At 62.4% G+C, this 16843-nt stretch carries 17 protein-coding genes; 9 read left to right on the forward strand and 8 right to left on the reverse strand.

From position 1 onward, the window contains the following. Window positions 1–2 precede the first annotated feature (2 nt). Both HPY64_10205 and HPY64_10210 read right to left on the reverse strand, forming a co-directional pair. Complete coding sequence (locus HPY64_10205) at window positions 3–467, reverse strand: hypothetical protein (GenBank protein ID NPV67505.1); 465 nt, start codon at window positions 465–467, stop codon at window positions 3–5. A gap of 89 nt (window positions 468–556) precedes the next feature. Then, complete coding sequence (locus tag HPY64_10210; GenBank protein ID NPV67506.1) at window positions 557–1420, reverse strand: sulfurtransferase; 864 nt, start codon at window positions 1418–1420, stop codon at window positions 557–559. A 179-nt stretch (window positions 1421–1599) separates the two neighbouring features. On the opposite strand from HPY64_10210, the gene HPY64_10215 reads away from it, so the two are divergent. Together HPY64_10215 and HPY64_10220 are read left to right on the forward strand one after the other, a co-directional pair. Then, window positions 1600–3003 (forward strand): M20/M25/M40 family metallo-hydrolase, encoded by a 1404-nt coding sequence (locus HPY64_10215; GenBank protein NPV67507.1) that lies wholly within the window; start codon window positions 1600–1602, stop codon window positions 3001–3003. 40 nt (window positions 3004–3043) lie between these two features. After that, window positions 3044–3928, forward strand: coding sequence for a TIM barrel protein (locus HPY64_10220; GenBank protein ID NPV67508.1), 885 nt, complete (start codon window positions 3044–3046; stop codon window positions 3926–3928). 39 nt (window positions 3929–3967) lie between these two features. Here the strand turns inward: HPY64_10220 and galK are convergent, their stop codons facing one another. Next, the gene (gene galK, locus HPY64_10225) at window positions 3968–5119 is read right to left on the reverse strand and encodes a galactokinase (GenBank protein ID NPV67509.1); all 1152 of its coding nucleotides are present in this window, start codon (window positions 5117–5119) and stop codon (window positions 3968–3970) included. A 230-nt stretch (window positions 5120–5349) separates the two neighbouring features. Between galK and HPY64_10230 the strand changes: the two genes are divergently transcribed. Both HPY64_10230 and HPY64_10235 read left to right on the forward strand, forming a co-directional pair. Beyond that, the gene (locus tag HPY64_10230) at window positions 5350–5799 is read left to right on the forward strand and encodes a hypothetical protein (protein ID NPV67510.1); all 450 of its coding nucleotides are present in this window, start codon (window positions 5350–5352) and stop codon (window positions 5797–5799) included. Between the two features lie 85 nt (window positions 5800–5884). Beyond that, the gene (locus HPY64_10235; GenBank protein ID NPV67511.1) at window positions 5885–8449 is read left to right on the forward strand and encodes a hypothetical protein; all 2565 of its coding nucleotides are present in this window, start codon (window positions 5885–5887) and stop codon (window positions 8447–8449) included. Here the strand turns inward: HPY64_10235 and HPY64_10240 are convergent. Then, window positions 8446–9969: an oligosaccharide flippase family protein gene (locus tag HPY64_10240; GenBank protein ID NPV67512.1), complete on the reverse strand. Its 1524-nt coding sequence runs from the start codon at window positions 9967–9969 to the stop codon at window positions 8446–8448. The two genes, HPY64_10235 and HPY64_10240, sit on opposite strands and share 4 nt — an antisense overlap. A gap of 188 nt (window positions 9970–10157) precedes the next feature. On the opposite strand from HPY64_10240, the gene asnS reads away from it, so the two are divergent. The 5 genes from asnS (at window position 10158) to HPY64_10265 (ending at window position 14367) form a co-directional block, all read left to right on the forward strand. Continuing rightward, complete coding sequence (gene asnS, locus HPY64_10245; GenBank protein ID NPV67513.1) at window positions 10158–11483, forward strand: asparagine--tRNA ligase; 1326 nt, start codon at window positions 10158–10160, stop codon at window positions 11481–11483. A 71-nt stretch (window positions 11484–11554) separates the two neighbouring features. Then, window positions 11555–11773: a hypothetical protein gene (locus HPY64_10250; protein ID NPV67514.1), complete on the forward strand. Its 219-nt coding sequence runs from the start codon at window positions 11555–11557 to the stop codon at window positions 11771–11773. Next, window positions 11770–12864: a pyridoxal-phosphate dependent enzyme gene (locus tag HPY64_10255; GenBank protein ID NPV67515.1), complete on the forward strand. Its 1095-nt coding sequence runs from the start codon at window positions 11770–11772 to the stop codon at window positions 12862–12864. The genes HPY64_10250 and HPY64_10255 overlap by 4 nt, the downstream gene beginning before the upstream one ends. Window positions 12865–12887: 23 nt before the next feature. Then, entirely contained in the window at window positions 12888–13829 is a 942-nt protein-coding gene (locus tag HPY64_10260; protein NPV67516.1) for a threonine/serine dehydratase, read from the forward strand. Between the two features lie 61 nt (window positions 13830–13890). Continuing rightward, a complete protein-coding gene (locus HPY64_10265; protein ID NPV67517.1) occupies window positions 13891–14367 on the forward strand; it encodes a hypothetical protein in 477 nt (158 codons plus the stop codon). Here HPY64_10265 and HPY64_10270 read toward each other — a convergent pair. The 4 genes from HPY64_10270 to HPY64_10285 all read right to left on the reverse strand — a co-directional run. Further along, on the reverse strand, window positions 14364–15092 hold the full coding sequence (locus HPY64_10270; GenBank protein ID NPV67518.1) for a transglycosylase SLT domain-containing protein: 729 nt from the start codon (window positions 15090–15092) through the stop codon (window positions 14364–14366). The two genes, HPY64_10265 and HPY64_10270, sit on opposite strands and share 4 nt — an antisense overlap. 161 nt (window positions 15093–15253) lie before the next feature. Continuing rightward, complete coding sequence (locus tag HPY64_10275; GenBank protein NPV67519.1) at window positions 15254–15640, reverse strand: osmotically inducible protein OsmC; 387 nt, start codon at window positions 15638–15640, stop codon at window positions 15254–15256. Window positions 15641–15793: 153 nt separating this feature from the next. Beyond that, window positions 15794–16447: a DedA family protein gene (locus HPY64_10280; GenBank protein NPV67520.1), complete on the reverse strand. Its 654-nt coding sequence runs from the start codon at window positions 16445–16447 to the stop codon at window positions 15794–15796. Window positions 16448–16617: 170 nt separating this feature from the next. Further along, window positions 16618–16843: ISAs1 family transposase (locus HPY64_10285; GenBank protein ID NPV67521.1), on the reverse strand; the 226-nt coding region annotated here is incomplete at its 5' end.

The following is a 16843-nucleotide window of genomic DNA, read 5'->3' on the forward strand; positions in this document are numbered from 1 at the left end:
TGTCACTCCCTGTCCCGTGGCACCTGTCGCGCCGCCAGGCGCTGTTGAGCCGCCGCGCGAACCCTGGCCACAATGCCCATCAGCCCCTGGCCCTTGCCCATGGCGATGTTCCGACCAAAGATATCCAGCACGATGTCATCCGGGACGTGAGCCACCTGCTCCAGTGGCTGGCCGGAGAGCGTTTCGTCGAGGATCGCGGCTATTGCCCTGGCGGAAAGCCCCTGTGGATTTTCCACAGCGAAGTAGAACTGCAGCGTACCGTCCTCCCGGTCTTCCGCCCACACATAGGCATCTGACTCGCAGTAGTCGACATGGTTTTCCGACGGGTACGGTCTGGTCGCGATGTGCTCCGGCACCGGCTGCAGGCGGTCGGCCAGTTCGATCAGATACTCTGCCCGCTCCGCGCGATCGGTCATCCAGCGGAAGTCTTCCAGCAGTTGCCTTAGCTTGTCAGGATACTCTGTCATAGCTGCCCGTACGCTATGCAAGCGGTCTCGATGCACTGGACTCACCCGGCATCCGGCCAGGCGCAGCGCCGACTATAATCGACTTCGGCCTACTTTTCAATCGGCACACCTACCAGGTTGCCCCATTCTGTCCAGCTGCCGTCATAGTTACGCACCTCATTGAAGCCAAGCAGGTACCTGAGGACAAACCAGGTGTGGCTGCTGCGCTCGCCGATCCGGCAGTAGGCAATAGTAGGTCTGGCCGGGTCCAGCCCCTGCTCCTCCAGGTAGATTGCCCGCAGGGCATCCGCTGGCTTAAAGGTGCCATCCTCCGCGTTAGCCGCCCGACTCCAGGGGATATTGCGGGCGCCGGGGATGTGACCGCCGCGCAGGGCACCCTCATTGGGGTAGCCTTCCATGTGCAACCGTTCGCCGGTGAATTCCGCTGGACTGCGCACATCGACCAGCTGGCCGTGCGCCCGTACATGCTCCAGCACCTGATCGCGGAAAGCGCGGAAAAGGCTGTCGTCGCGTTCCGGCGCACGGTAGATGGTCGGCGGGTAGGCAGGCTTCTCCCGTGTCAGGGGCCGTCCCTCGCGTTCCCACTTGAGCCGCCCGCCATCCATGATCCGTGCCCTGGTGTGGCCGAACAACTGAAAGACCCAGAAGGCATAAGTCGCCCACCAGTTGCTTTTATCGCCGTAGAAGACCACCGTCGTCTCCGGCGTGATGCCAATCCGCGATGCCAGCGCCTCAAATCCCTGTCGATCTAGGTAATCGCGCCGGACAGGATCGTTCAGGTCAGCCGTCCAGTCCACTTCTACCGCCCCGGGGATATGCCCGGAAGGATATAGCAGAGGGTCTTCATTCGATTCGACAATGCGCACCGCCTGGTCCTGCAGATGGGCGGCCACCCACTCCGTAGAAACCAGCACCTCCGGGTGTGCATAACCGCGTGCATCGATGGTAGTCATCGGTCACTCTCCTCAACTGCAACATGACGATCGTCAATAATTTATATCAAATTTATCTTCTTTTCTCCGAAAATTCAACCGCTTCAGGTATAATGACCAGCTGCGTCTGCCCACCGCCACCACCGGCGCAGCCGGGTCGCACTGGCACTGGCACGGAGCTTATCGCTACAATCTGGCTCATGAAGACTGCAGACCCTTTTTCGACCCTACTACGTCGGTTGCCGTTGCTGCTGACCGCGCCTGTCCTGCTGATTCTCAGCAGCCTGGCCTGTAACCTGGGCAGCGCTCCACCGCCGACCGTCCCTCCCAGCCTGCCCACCAGCACACCTCAGGCCACCATTGGCATCAGCACCCAGGTTCCCATCGATCTACCGGGCGGCATTCAGGCCGAAGCACCCCCTGACCCTGGTTTGGATAGCCTGCTGCAGCAGGTGGATGCTGGACGTCTGATGCAGCATGTGCAAACGCTGTACGGCTTCCAGACGCGCTATGTCAATTCCGCTCAGAATGACCCTGCCCGTGGCATTGGCGCCGCCCGCCAGTACATCCACGACACCTTTGTCTCCTACAGCACGCTGGCGGGAGGACGCCTGACCGTCTGGGATCACCCGTTCACGGTCAGCTGGCAGGAACAGCAAAGCCTGCAGCATAATGTCGTAGCCACGTTGCAGGGCACGGAAAGCGGCGCAGGTGTGATTATCGTCGGCGCGCACTATGACAGCACGGCGAATGACGTCGACCCGGTCATTTCCGCCCCCGGTGCGGATGACAACGCGACCGGTGTCGCCGCCCTGCTGGAGATCGCCCGCCTGCTGGCCCAGAAGCCCCAGCGGGCGACGATCATGTTCGTGGCCTTCTCGGCGGAAGAAGTCGGGCGCCTTGGCAGCATCCGTTTCATCGATGACTACCTCAAGCCTTACAACATCGATGTACGCGCCGTCATCACGCTGGATACCATCGGCAACATCAACGGTCCCAATAACGAGGTTAACGACCGGCAGATTCGTGTCTTCTCCGACGACACGGCTGACTCTCCCTCCCGCCAGTTGAGCCGGGTGATGAACCTGATTGCCACAACCTATGTGCCTGACCTGCAGGTGGTGGTACAGGCTGCCGGTGACCGTGAAGGCCGCTGGGGCGACCATATGAGCTTCACCGCGCGGGGGTATCCGGCCATTCGCATCATCGAGGCCATTCAGGACCCGTCCCGCCAGAACAATTCGCGGGATACCATCGAGTACGTGAACCCGGCCTACCTGACACGCTCCACCAGAATCGCGCTGGCCACCGTTGCTGTGCTGGCTGACGGCCTGCAGCCGCCTCAGAACATCAGCCTGCGCCAGAACGCCAGCGATCCTTCCAGCAATACGCTGGTCTGGTCACCGGTTCAGGGGGCCAGCGGGTATGTGCTGGCCCTGCGCCAGCCGAACGCGCTGACCCACAACCAGATTCTGACGGTTAGCGGCAACTCCCTGACATGGGGAGGCTTCACCCCGGAACGCTTTGAGACCGTAGCCATTGCCGCCATCGACGAAAGCGGGCGCTGGGGGCCATTCAGCCGCGAATACCGGCTTGCCCAGTGAGCCGCCAGCGGGCGGCAACTGAAAGGGATTGAGGATCTGTATGCCTGAGAACGAACGAGAATTGATCCGCTTTGGGACGGTCGGCAGCCCACAGACTACCCCCGCCAGCGGCACTCCCGCCGCTATTGAACACAGTCGCATCCTGGGGCTGGATCACCTAGAGATCGCCTGGGTACGCAGCGTCAGCGCCAGCGAAAAAACTTGCGCCGAGATCAGGGCCGCCGCCGAAACTCACCGGATCAGCCTGAGTGTACACGCGCCGTACTTTATTAACCTCAACAGCCAGACTGCCGATCTGATGGCCAAATCAGACGAACGCCTGCTCAAAGCCGCCCGGACAGGCTTTCTGGCCGGCGCACGGGATATTGTCTTTCACCCCGGCAGCTATCATGATCAGCCGGCGGAACAGGTCTATGAGCGCATCAAGCAAAAACTGCTGGAAATCCGGGGCATCCTGGATGAAGAAGGGGTCGAGGTGATCCTGCGCCCGGAGACCACCGGTAAGACGGCCATGTTCGGCTCACTGGACGAGTTACTGCAACTCAGCAATGAGGTCCCCGGCGTGTTACCGTGCATCGACTGGGCGCATCTCCATGCCCGCCAGGGCGATGGATCCTTCAACAGCTATGACGAATTCGTTGAGGCGCTCAAGAAAGTACAGGCAGCACTGGGTGAGGCCGGGTTGAAGCGCCTGCATTGCCACCTGAGCGGGATCGAATACACGTCCAAAGGCGAACAGAGGCACCTGCCGCTGAACCAGGCCGACATCCGGTACCGGGAACTCCTGCAGGCGCTGATCGATCTTGGCGCGGAGGGCGTGATCGCCACAGAAGCGCCGGAACCCTTCCATGTCGCTGATTGCCTGACCATCCAGGCCACTTACCGGCACATCCTTAGCGGCGGGGAAATTCACCGCGATCTGTAAGCAGGGGCGCCCCGTCCGACGCCCCTGCCCGACTGTGGTTTAGCTCAGACGGCGAACGCCACTGCCCGGCGATGGTGAAACCGCGTACAGGTCAGGTTGCAGCCCAGTCCGCGCCCGGTAAGCCGGCGTAACTGCAGCGATGAAATCCGCGACCCTGGCGCGGTCAACCAGCGCCACCGCGCAGCCGCCAAAGCCGCCGCCGCTCATCCGCGCGCCATAGCAGTCCGCCTGAGCCTGAGCCAGTTCGACGATCACATCCAGTTCCAGGCAGCTCACTTCATAATCGTCGCGCAGGCTGGCATGACTGGCGTTGAACAGCGCACCGGCGCGGGCCAGATCGCCCGACCGCAGCGCGTCAACAGCCTGCAGGGTTCGGTCGTTTTCCGTCACCACGTGGCGCACCCGCTTCTGGATCACCGGTTCCAGCCGGGGCAACACAGCAGGCAGATCGGCAACGGTGACATCTCGCAGGGCGCGGACGCCCAGCAAACGTGCGGCTTGCTCGCACTGGCGGCGGCGCAGACCATACTCCGAGTCAACCAACCCGCGTTTCTTGGCGGTATCCATAACCACCACTGCCGCCGAATCCGGCACGCTGACCAGCTCGGTCTGCAGCGTGCGGCAGTCGATGAGCAGCGCATGGCCGGCGTCGCCAGCGGCAGAGGTCATCTGATCCATCACGCCGCAGGGCATGCCGATGAAGCGGTGCTCCACCTCCACGCCCATCAGCGCCTTTTCCGCCTGGCTATACGTATCCACTTGCAGCAGCGCCAGCAACATCTCCAGCACGGCCATTTCCACCGACGCCGATGAGCTTACCCCGGCGCCAATCGGCAGGTCCGAGCCGATCACGAGATCAGCGCCAGTCAGCGCATAGCCTTTCTCAGCCAGCAACCACATCACGCCACGCGGGTAGCGCGTCCAGTGCGGATGCGCCTCACCATGCCAGTCCCCCAGCCGGAAGGTATAGTCACCATCAAAGTCAAGGGAGATCACCCGCACCTGGTCATCAGCGCGGGGCGCGGCGGCCACATAGGTCGCACGGTCAATGGTCATGGGCAGGACAAAACCATCATTGTAATCCGTATGCTCGCCAATCAGGTTGATCCGGCCCGGCGCGCGGGCAATCACCACGGGGGCGCGCCCCAGCCGGGTCTGAAATGCGTGCAATACGGCGCTTTCATCAGGCATAACGGCAACACCTTTCGCATAGGGATCCGCTCAACATCTTGCCATAAACATACACCAAAAGCGGCCCTGCTCCCACGGGTTGCGCCGGGTAAAGTCCTCCGGACAGCCAACCCTGGCGACCGGTTCCATCTGCACAACAGGCCAGCGCATACCACCACACAGGCAGGTGCAAATCCGGCCAGTTCATGTTATTGTCACCATGTGTCATGCTGTCCGGACGGGACAAGTCCATGAATTTCAAGCAGCGTTCTCACCTTATCAGCACGGCCATCATCCTGGTCGGCGTGATGCTCTCCGGCACCTTATTTTTCCTCAACTGGACCTTTGGGGATCGCTACAACTGGACGAACTGGCTGATGTCGCTCTCCTACGCGGTCTTCATTGGCAGCGGTCTGGTGGCGTTCCTCATCGAGCTTGGGGCACGCTATACCCTGCCGCGTGGGCGTGTGGTGGGATTCTTCATGATCATCACCTGGATTGCCGGTTCCCTGCTCTCCACCACCCTGGAATCCATCAGCTTTCTTTCCCAGCAGTTCAACCGCAGCCTATTGCTGGTATTTGTGGTCGGTGGGCTGTTTGTCCTGGTAATTCCCGGCTTTCTGCTACTTCTTTTCCCCTGGCCGCCGCGCCTGCGCAGGCTCTCCGACGAAGACTCCCGTAATAACGATAGAAAACCCTGAGCGCAGCGCATTGGCCGGAAGCTGCCTGTTGCTATACCATACGACCGTCAGACATCTGTCAGCCTGAATTTGAGAAAGCATGCCCATGTCTGCGCGCCTGCAACGCCTGCTAATCACCCTGCTGCTGGTGTACTTCTGCTTTATCGGCGGCACGTTTTACACCGAGCGCTCCGCCGTGCTGCGCCTGTTTCACCAGTTATTCACTACGATATTGCTGACCTGCTGGCTGGCAACTCTGTGGCGCGAAGGACGAGCGTTTCCAGTTACGCCGCTGGATCGCCCCTTGCTTGCCATCGGTATCGTCTGGCTGCTGGCTGCCCTCTTCGCCCTGGATCGCCGGGTTAGTCTGGAATACACCTGGCCGATCCTGGTGAATCTGCTGGCTTTCTACCTGCTAATCGACCTCATGCGCCGCGGCCGGCAGCGCTGGATCATGGAAGCGCTGTTCACGATTGGCACGGTAGTGATAGTGATCAGCGTGATTGAATTTGTCGCATGGTACTGGGGGATACCCCTATTGCCAGACTTCGTGATCAGTTGGCCGCAGGTCAACGCTGGCTTATTCCCGCCAGTATGGCACCGGCTCTCGCTGGCCTTCAACGTTTCCACTATCCTCGGTAATTTCACCGCCAGCCTTATCCCACTGACCGTAGCCTGGGCAACGACCACCCGTCAACGTGACCTGCGGTTTGGGCTGTGGCTGCTGGCAATTGGCCTGTTGGTAACGCTGCTACTCACACAATCACGCAGCACCCAGATAGCGCTGGCCACCTCCACTGGCGTACTGATCCTCACCTGGCTCCTGCAGCCCGCTGTGCGCCACCGTGCTCCGCGCCCGCTGCGCGCCCTGCTGAACCCGCGCCTATTGATAGGAGCCGCGGCGCTGACCGGCGCAGCCCTGATCGCCCTGGTGCTCCTCTCTACGCTGCGCGCGCCGCTGCGCTCCGGGGACGAAAACCGGCTCGATCTCTGGCGAAGCGCGCTGGAAATGGCCTACGACCGTCCCCTGCTTGGCGTTGGCCCTCACGAGTACGGGCTGGCCCTGCGCCATTACGGCGATCCAGACCTGTCGCTGGCGCAGGATCGGCTGGTCGCGGCCCATAACCTCCCCCTGCACATCCTGGCGGAAGGAGGCATAGCCGCTCTGGGAGCAGCTCTGTGGCTGGGGGTAGCCTTCGCCCGTGTCTGGTGGCAGGCCTGGAAAGCGGCTTCTCCCGGCCGCCGGCGCCGTCTGGAAGGCGGGCTGGCTGCGCTACTGGGATTCGGCGTGCAAAGCCTGGTCGACACCTTTACCCTCAACGTTTCCCTGTTGCCGGTTGCCGTCATCGCCGCTTACACTGTGGCCGGGCACGTGACACGCTCCCAGGCAGTGACACAGCCAATGTCAGTAGCCCGCCATCGCTGGCCGATCTATGCGGCGTTGATTGCCCTCGGTATAGCCCAGATCGGCTATTTGCCGGTTCACGCCGGGAATCTGGCGCATGATCGCGCCATGCGCGCTCTGGCAATGAACGATTTCGCGGCAGCCCTGGAGGCCACGCGCACCGCCCATGCCGCTGATCCTGGCCTTAATCTCTACCCGTTGCACGAGGCCTACATCCTGGGGCTGATGGCCTTTAGCGATCCAGAGCAATACCTGGAACCGGCCATTGCGGCGCATGAAACTGCCCAGCAACTGGACCCCTCCTGGGACACCGGCTGGTTTAACCTGGCCGGTCTCTACGCCCAGGCCGGGCGCTACGAAGATGCCGCCATCGCTGCCCGAACCGCTGCCACCTGGAACCCCGTCGAAGCAGGATATCACCTTAAGCTGGGGGAATACCTGGAAACCCTGGGGCGTCTGGAGGAAGCCCGCGCCGCTTACTTTGAAGCTTTGCGCCGCCAGCCAGCCCTCGCTTCATCCGGCTTCTGGACCGACCCGGCCAGACCATGGCATCAACAGGTCCTGCAAGCGGCGCTGGCCCATTTTCCTGACCAACCGGAAGTAGGCCTCCGACTGGCCGTGAGCGCCGGTGATCTGGAGACAGCTACCCGGATAGCCCGGACGATCAACCTGGAGCGCGCCTCATTCAGCCTGTTGCGCGCGCTTGGGGAATGGGCTACAGCGGTCAACGATGAATCGGTTGCCCCCTGCCCTGAGTGCTACCTGCTGAAGGCACGAACAGTTTCGAATGAATACTATCCGTCAGACTACCCTCTGCTGGCGGAAATTGCTTTCCAGACGGATGGCGCCATCGAACAGCTTAGCATGACCGCCGAACAGCTGGCCCAGACAGCGTTGTTTGTGGCGGCGAACGACCTGGTGCGAAGCTGGTACACATTAGCCCGAATTGAACAGCAGCGCGGCGGCGATCCGGCGCTGATCGATAGCATGCTGGAGCACGCCGTTCCACTATTGACCGTCCGGCAGGAATATGCAATGACCGTCTACGGCAGACCAGCGGCCTTTGACATGCTCCCTCAGACCCGCACACCCAGGTTGTATCGCGTTAACTACGAACCCTGGCTGTGGCTGGTGGAGCGATACAGGGAACGCGGCGAGACCGAACGCATCGCCGCTATCTACCGGGCGATCCTGATCGGCGATCCCTATCAGTGGGAGATTCGGGAGCAACTGGAAAAGCTGACCGGCAGCGATACAGCGGGCTAAGCCTGCTTCCACACCCGCGCCAGGAACGCCCCGCCGGGCATGGAGATCAGCACCTGGCGGATGAAGCCGCGATCATCCGGCGCGATGATCTGCAACGCCCGCAAACCGACCGCATAGGCTACTATCCCGGCCAATAGCGCCCCCACCGCGCCCGCCAGCGATGGCGCACTCAAGCCGCGCAGTCCCAGCATCACCCCTGCCATGACACCTCCGGCGATCGCCAGGCGCAGGGCACGCGGGCCAAAGCGCCGGGCGAATTCCTCGCCGCCTTCCCACTGGGCGATCAGCGCGACCGTAACCGCGCTTTCGGCCACCAGACTCCCCAACGCCGCGCCTACCATCCCGATCCGCGGCAAGAGGATCAGTAACAGGGTGATATTCAACGCCAGCCCCGCCGCCCTGATGCCCAGCAGGCGAGTCTGGCGGTTCTGGATCATCAGTACCTGGGCGAAAACATTAGCGACCATGGTCACCACACCGTACCAGATCAACACCTGCAGGATGTCGGTCGTGCGGGTGTACGCGGGCGAGAAAAGCAACGCCACCAGCGTCGAGGCCAGGGTGGAGATCGCCACCCCGATCGGCACGGTCAAAATCAGGGTCAGGAAGGCTATCTTCTCCACCAGGAAGTTGAAAGCAGCATGCTGTCCGGCGCCGTACTGGCGGGACATTAACGGGAAAACCGCCACCAGCACGGTCGTGCTGAGCAACTCCACCATCCCGGCCACGATAATGAACGCTGCCAGCAGGTAAGCCGTGCTTTCCTGGCCGATGGTGGCAGTCATGATGATCTTGTCAGCGTGCTGGTAGGCCGTCCCCAGTAGCGAATTGATCATCAACGGGGCACCGTTAGCCAGCAGTTCACCCATGATCGCCGGCTCCGGCGGCCAGGCAATCCCCACACCACAACGTACCAGAGCCACCCAGTAAGCAGCGGCGCGGGCGGCCCCCGCGGCGATGGTGGCCCAGTACAACCCGGTCAGCCCCAGCCCACCCAGCAGTGCGGCAGCCACCAGTCCGATCAACAGGAAAATATGCGCCACACTGATCGCCGCCGGGATGGCCATCTGCTCGCGGGCCAGCAGCTGGTTGTGCACCATGTTGCCCAGCGCATCCACAAACAGGCTCAACCCGGCCAGCGGCAGGAGTGCCCGCAACGCCTGGTCATAACCCAATAACCACCCGGCCAGGATAAGGCCCAGGTAAGCCGTCAGGGCCAGCGCCGGTTGCAGTGCAAGTGTCGCAGTGAGCATCCTGCCAGCCAGTTCTGTCCGCCGCGCCACATCCCGCAGGACGATCAGGCCCATCCCGAATTCCGGCAACGTAGCCGCGATGACCAGCATCCCGCCGATAGTGCCATAAATGCCGTAATCCGCCTGGATCAACAGGCGGGTCAGCACCAGTTGCCACACAAACAGGGCGCCTTTGGAAACAACTGATGCAGCCGCTAGCGCAGCAGCATTGCGGGCGGCGCTCCGCGCTTCGGCAGTGGTCATCGGCGTGAGATCACCAGCGGTCATCCGCGACTCTTTCGCCGGGAGAACCAGACAGGATACAGCGCCCGGATTGTACACGGGAAGCCCTGGCCAGCAAACCCCGCTGGCAGGCCGCGCAACGCCCCGCTACAATAGCCCGTGTCTTGACGAGTTTCTGTGCGGTGGGATCACAATACGGACTCCGGAAGGGATAAACGGCCATGGCGACGCCCATGCTCATTCAGGATATCGCCCGCTACGAAGGGCAGCAGGTCACGGTCAAAGGGTGGCTATACAACAAAACACACAAAGGCAAGCTGGTCTTCATGCAGGTGCGCGACGGCTCTGGCATTGCCCAGTGTGTCGTATTCCTCAACGATGTGCCGCCGGAGCAATTTGAAGCGGCCAAGACGCTGCCACAGGAATCGTCCCTGATCGTAACCGGGAATGTCCGCAAGGATGGCCGTGCACCGGGCCTGCCTGGTGGCTATGAGATCAGCGTTTCGTCCCTGGAAGTGATCCAGGTGGCGGAAGAGTACCCGATCACGCCCAAAGAGCATGGCGTGGAATTCCTGATGGACAACCGTCACCTGTGGCTGCGCTCATCACGCCAGTGGGCGATCATGCGTGTGCGCGCCACGATCATCCGCGCCATCCGCGACTGGCTGGACGATCACGGCTACCTGCTGGTCGACACTCCCATCCTGACCCCTACCGCTGGTGAGAACACGACCAGCCTGTTTTCGGTAGACTACTTCGGGGAGCCGGCCTATCTGGCCCAGACCGGCCAGCTCTATAACGAAGCCAACATGGCCGCCCACGGCAAAGTTTACTGCTTTGGCCCCACCTTCCGCGCCGAAAAGTCCAAGACTCGCCGCCACCTGATGGAGTTCTGGATGGTCGAGCCAGAGATGGCTTTCTTCTCCCTGGATGACCTGATCGCGATGGAACAGGAGTTTGTCACCTATATCGTCCAGACAGTGCTGGCCAGGCATGGACAAGAACTGGCTATTCTGGAACGCGACACCACCCGCCTGCAAAATGTGACCCCGCCCTTCCCGCGTATCACTTATACCGAGGCGGTCGAGCGCCTGCAGCGACTGGCCGCGGAAACCACCGATCCCGAACTGCGGGAGAATCTCAAGATCGAATGGGGCGAGGACTTTGGCGCGCCCCATGAGACGGCCATCGCCGAGATGTTCGACAAACCTGTCTTTGTCACGCACTACCCGGTCGAGGCCAAAGCCTTCTACATGGAGCCTAACCGGGAGAACCCGCGCGTGGTCAACTGCACTGATCTGCTCGCTCCTGAAGGTTACGGCGAGATCACGGGTGGCAGTGAACGTATCTTCGACCCCGATCTGCTCGCTCAGCGCGTCAAGACAATGGGCATCTCAGAGGAGGCTTACCGCTGGTACATCGACCTGCGCCGCTATGGTAGCGTCCCGCATGCCGGCTTTGGGCTGGGTGTGGAGCGCGTGGTTGCCTGGATCTGCGGCCTGCCGCACATCCGTGAAACCATTCCCTATCCGCGGATGCTCAACCGCAAGTATCCCTAAACGCATCCGTGCCCGCCGGGGCTACGCTCAGTAGAGCCTGTGGCGGGTTGGCCAACAGCCGGAGGACATCGATGCTCAACAACGACCACTTCAACCTTCCTCCCGGTGGCATCAAGACGGGCATCTGCGAAACCTGCGGTAGCCCCGCCGAGATGATCCCTTACCAGGATGTTGGTGGCTGCGCTGCAACGATCATCGAGTTGTGGCGCTGCCAGCGCGGTCATACCCGCTACGGGGATGTGATCGGTTTCGCTGCCTGCGATGACTTCGAACCGCCGGAGGGTGCTTGAGCGGCACAACCGTGCGATTGATCTGCGACTCATGCGGCCGGGCAGCCGCCCCTCTAGACTGGCGCTGCCCGGCCTGTGGTGGGCCGCTCCACCTGGAAGGTCTGCCACCCTTTGACCCGGCGACCATCCGCCAGCATGAGTGGTCGCTGTGGCGCTATGCGGACATGCTCCCGGCGGTGCGGCGCTTTTCGCTGGGGGAGGGCCTGACCCCGTTGGTCCCGGCCAGCGTCAACGGTGTGCCCTTCCTGGCCAAGCTGGAATACCTGCTCCCAACCGGCTCCTACAAAGACCGGGGCGTGGCGGTAATGCTCAATTACCTGCTGGGCCTGGGTGTCACCGCCGTGGTTGAGGATTCCTCCGGCAACGCGGGGGCGTCCGTCGCGGCTTACGCCGGGGGCATTGGCATGACAGCGCGTATCTTCGTCCCGGCGGACGCGGCAGAACGCAAGAAGGTGCAGATCGCCTGCTTTGGCGCTGAACTGGTCGAAGTCCCCGGCCCACGCGCCGCCGTCACCGCTGCCTGCGAAGCGGCGGCGCAACAGGCAACTTACGCCAGCCACGCCTGGCATCCCTGCTTCATTACCGGTGAGATGACTGTCGCCTGGGAACTGTGGGAGCAGATGGGCGGTCGTGCACCGGATGCGGTGATCTGTCCGGTCGGTCAGGGTGGGCTGTTGCTGGGGCTGATGGAAGGCTACCGGGCGCTGCTGGCGGCAGGCGTAATTGCGCACCTGCCGTGTTTCTTCGCCGTGCAGAGCGCTGCCTGCGATCCGATCGTCCGCGCCTGGGAGGCAAATGCTGACATTCCCGCGCCTGTTGACAGCGGGGACACGATCGCCGACGGCATCAAGATCGCCCGCCCCGTTCGCGGGCGGGCCATCCTGGCAGCCCTGCGCGGTAGCGGCGGCGCAGCCCTGCGCGTCGATGATTCCGCCATCTACGCTGCCCGGCAAGCCCTGGCCGCGCACGGCCTGTTCGTAGAGCCAACCAGCGCCGTCCCCGTTGCAGCGCTTCCGGCTGTACAGGCCCGCCTCGGCCCGGCGGCGGAGATCGTCGTCCCTCTGACGGGCAGTGGGCTTAAGACGTCCTGAGCGCAGGCGAAAGGAGACAGCAGGTGACGGTGGCGATTCAGGACATTTTCCGTGCGCGGCAACGGCTGCGTCTGTACCTCGCACCAACGCCGCTGGAAGCTGCGCCTGACCTGGGCCAGGGTTTCCTGCTCAAGCTGGAACAGGTCAACCCAACCCACAGCTTCAAGGTGCGCGGCGCGCTGAATGCCGTCCTGAGCCTGGATGACGCAGCGCGAGAGCGCGGGCTTGTCACCGCGTCCAGCGGCAACCACGCCCAGGCGCTCGCCTATGCTGCCCACCTGTTCGGCCTGCATGCCCGAATCGTCATGCCGCGCCACACCCCCCTGCGCAAGGTCAATGGCACCCGGCGCTTCGGCGCGGAGGTGATCCTGCACGGCAACTTCTATGATGACGCTGAACAGTACGCCCGCCAGCTGGAGCAGGAAGAAGGCCGGACCTTCATCTCGCCATACAATGACGCCCGCGTGATTGCCGGGGCCGGGACATGCGGGCTGGAACTGCTGGAGCAGGCCCCTGACCTGACGCGGGTGATCGTGCCGGTTGGCGGCGGCGGTCTGATCGCCGGAATCGCTACCGCGCTGCACACGCTGAACCCTGCCATCGAGGTCATCGGTGTCAATGGCCTGGCTGCCCCGGCGATGTACAACGCCTTCTACGGCACACGCCACCCGCAGATCGCCGACACGCTGGCCGAAGCGCTCAGCGGCGAGATCGAAGGCACGCTGACCATCGACCTGAGCCGTCAGCATGTCAGCCGCATTGTGCTCGTCAATGAGGCAGAAATCGCCGCTGCCATGCGCTGGCTCCTGCACGAGCAGGGCTGGCTTGTCGAGGGCGGCGCTGCAGTGGGCGTAGCCGCAGTGCTTGGCGGCAAGGTTCCCCGTGATGGCCGCCCGACAGCCATCGTACTCACCGGCAGCAACCTTGACCCGGAGACGCTGGAGGGTGTACTCCATCCTGCCTGACTGAGGTGTTACCAGGCGCGGCAATCCATCGTGCAGTCTTCTCGCTAAGGGGGATCAGGGCGTGACCATCACGTTCGTGCGGGGCGACATCCTGCTCAGCCGGGCGCCGGCGATCGGGATCGATGTCAACGCGCGTGGCCAGCACGAAGATCATCCGCTGGCCGTTGCCTTTGCTGATCGCTTTCCGGCTGCCTTCGCCGCCTTCCGTAAACAGGCCCGCGCTGGCAACATTCAGGCGGGCACATGGTGGATCTGGCGGGAATCAACTCCCTGGCTGGTCCTGCTGGCCATGCGCCAGAGCAGCGCCGGAGCCACACCACTGCGACACATCGAAGCAATCGCTCAGCACATTGCCCAGGACTGGCAACAGGAAAGCCTGCGTGGCCTGGCCCTGGCCCGCCCCGGCGACCCGGCAGACTGGCCCGCCTTCCGGGATATCCTGCTGTACTGGCTGGGAAGCTGCCCGCTGAACATTGTCGTCTACGAGGAACAGGTGTCAGGCGTCCGTGCAACCGAGCCGTGGGATGAGGCGCCCTAAGGTGCAAGAGGGAAGCCAAGAGTCTGGCGGGCGGACTGGCACAACCGCTGCCCGCCGGCCAGCAGCCAACGATCAAGCACTTCGCTGCTGGTTGCCCCGGCCTGCGCGTCGGCGTAGATGCCCGTTCCCCAGATGTAGTAATCCCGCGATTGCTGCGGCCAGTAGTCCCAGGCCGTGACAAACACGCTCGGCCCGCCGTTATAGCAGGCAAAAGCCAGTCCGACATCACGCTCAGGGTTGTGGCGGCTGGTGAGACACTCCACCAGCACACCCAGCCCACGCCGGGCGTTGGTTTCCGGATCAAACGGATCTTCGCCAGGGGCAAAGTGCTGTGGCATCACCTGCAGCAGACCCGCTGCCCCAGCAGGAGATAGCGCCCGTGGGTCACCGCAACTTTCAATCTGGACTACCGTCGCCACCAGTTGCGGGTCAAGGCCGTATTCCGCCGCCCAGCGCCGAATGTCCGCCGCCCAGTGATCGACCTCAGCGGTGAACAGTGGTGCAAGACCGTCCCCGGCAGGTTGTTCCCCGACGTTGTACTGGCTGATGATGGCCAGATAATGCTCCACCAGGTACTTCATCCGCGGGCCGAGCATGGCCAGCAGCGCGCACAGCAACACCAGCGCCGGCAGGAAACGCACCAGGCAGGAGCGCAACCCGCCGGGACGCGGCGACTCGGCGTGTTCCTGGCGACCCGGTGATTCGCCGCGCTTCCGGTCAGGCATCAGTGATCAATCCATTCTGGCACGGGGACACGCCCTCTCTCCCTGCTCCGGGGATATCATGCCCGGAATTCGCTGCCAGTGTATCCTGATTCCCACCCGGATGAAAAAAAATGCGGCTCCCTTGCCGGGAGCCGCACACCTGCCAGGCGGTGATACCGCACTCAGGCCATCTGAACAACCGAGGTGTGCACGTCAAACGTCGGTGGATGTTCCAGATGCTTCTTGACGGCGCACTGGCTGGCCGCCCGGATCACCGCTTCTTTGTACTTCTCCGGGAACTCCGGCGGGAGCTGGATGTCCAGCTCGATGTGGTCAATCATGTGCGTTAACGGGCTGTAGTTCATGCGCTGGATAATGCGCAGGTTTTCCGTAGGCAGACCACGCTGCTGGCAGAAACTGAGCACGTAGATTCCAGCACAGGTGCCGATGGAAGCCAGAAACAGCCCAAAGGGAGCCGGCGCGGTACCATCCTGGTTGGTGGTGATGACCATGTCGCCGGTAATCGCGTCTACACGCGCGCCACCGGGGAAGACGATCTGCATTTCCATGAGGTCCATCCTTATGCGATGCAGGTTGTGATGCCTGTCACGATCGTACAGTCGTTAGATGCACCCCACGGGCATACGTTACAGGCAAACGCCCCGACGCATCCAATCGATACGCCGGGGCGGGAGATAGCGGGGAATAACTACCGCCGAGGGCTACTTGGTCTGGTTGGCAGCCGCCCGCTTGCTCAGCAGATTCCGGACGCGCATCACCACAAATACCACCACCGCCAGCGCCAGCACCACCAGCGTCAGGCGCTCATACTGCTTGATATAGCCGATGATCTGCTCCCAGTTGGCGCCCAGCCACCAGCCGCCAACAGTCAGGATAGTATTCCAGATTGTCGCGCCAAGCGTGGTAAACACCAGGAACTTTGGCAGGGGCATCCGATTCATCCCGGCAGGGATCGAGATCAGGCTGCGGATGATCGGAATCAGGCGGCCAAAGAAGATCACCAGCTCGCCATAGCGATCAAAGAAAGCCAACGCGCGATCCAGATCTTCCTCAGAGATCAGGAAGTAGCGCCCGAAGCGCCGCACAAAGCGGCGGATGACCGGCTCGTCCAGCCATACGCCCACATAGTACAACGCCGTCGCTCCGGCGACCGCCCCCAGCGTCCCGGCCAGCATCACACCCACAAAGGACAGCCGTCCCTCAGCAACCAGGAAACCGGCGAAAGGCATCACCAGTTCCGAAGGAATTGGCGGAAAGAGGTTTTCGGTCAACATCACCAGGCTGATTCCGGGATAGCCCAGGGCCATGATAATTTCCCGGATGATCACGCTCAATTGGTCAAGAATCTCAGCCATGCACTCGGTTCCCCACTCGTAGCGAGCTCTACCTGCCGCGCGACAGCGTGGCAGGCCCACTCCGCCCTGCCACTGCATCGGGTACGCTGCGGAGCGGAGGAAGTGTACCACAGGCGGCCCCCCATGCCTACCCTGGTATTGCTGCCCCTGCCACGGCTGTTGCAAAGTTGTCAGGGGGGAGCCAGAAGCAGGTCAAGCGCCAGGTCGAGCCGGGCATTGAAGAAGCGGCGTGCTTGGGGAATGAAGTCGAACTTCATCAGCCGGATGAGTCCCAGGGTCAGATTGTTGAGGATCGCCATGACATGAGCGGCGCAGCCCGTCTTTAAGCGACAGCGGTCTTCCTTGAAGGTCACATCACGGGAGTAATGAGCCTCGTTTTCGATTCCCCAATGACGA

Source organism: Anaerolineae bacterium, assembly GCA_013178165.1.
GTDB lineage: Bacteria > Chloroflexota > Anaerolineae > Aggregatilineales > Ch27 > Ch27.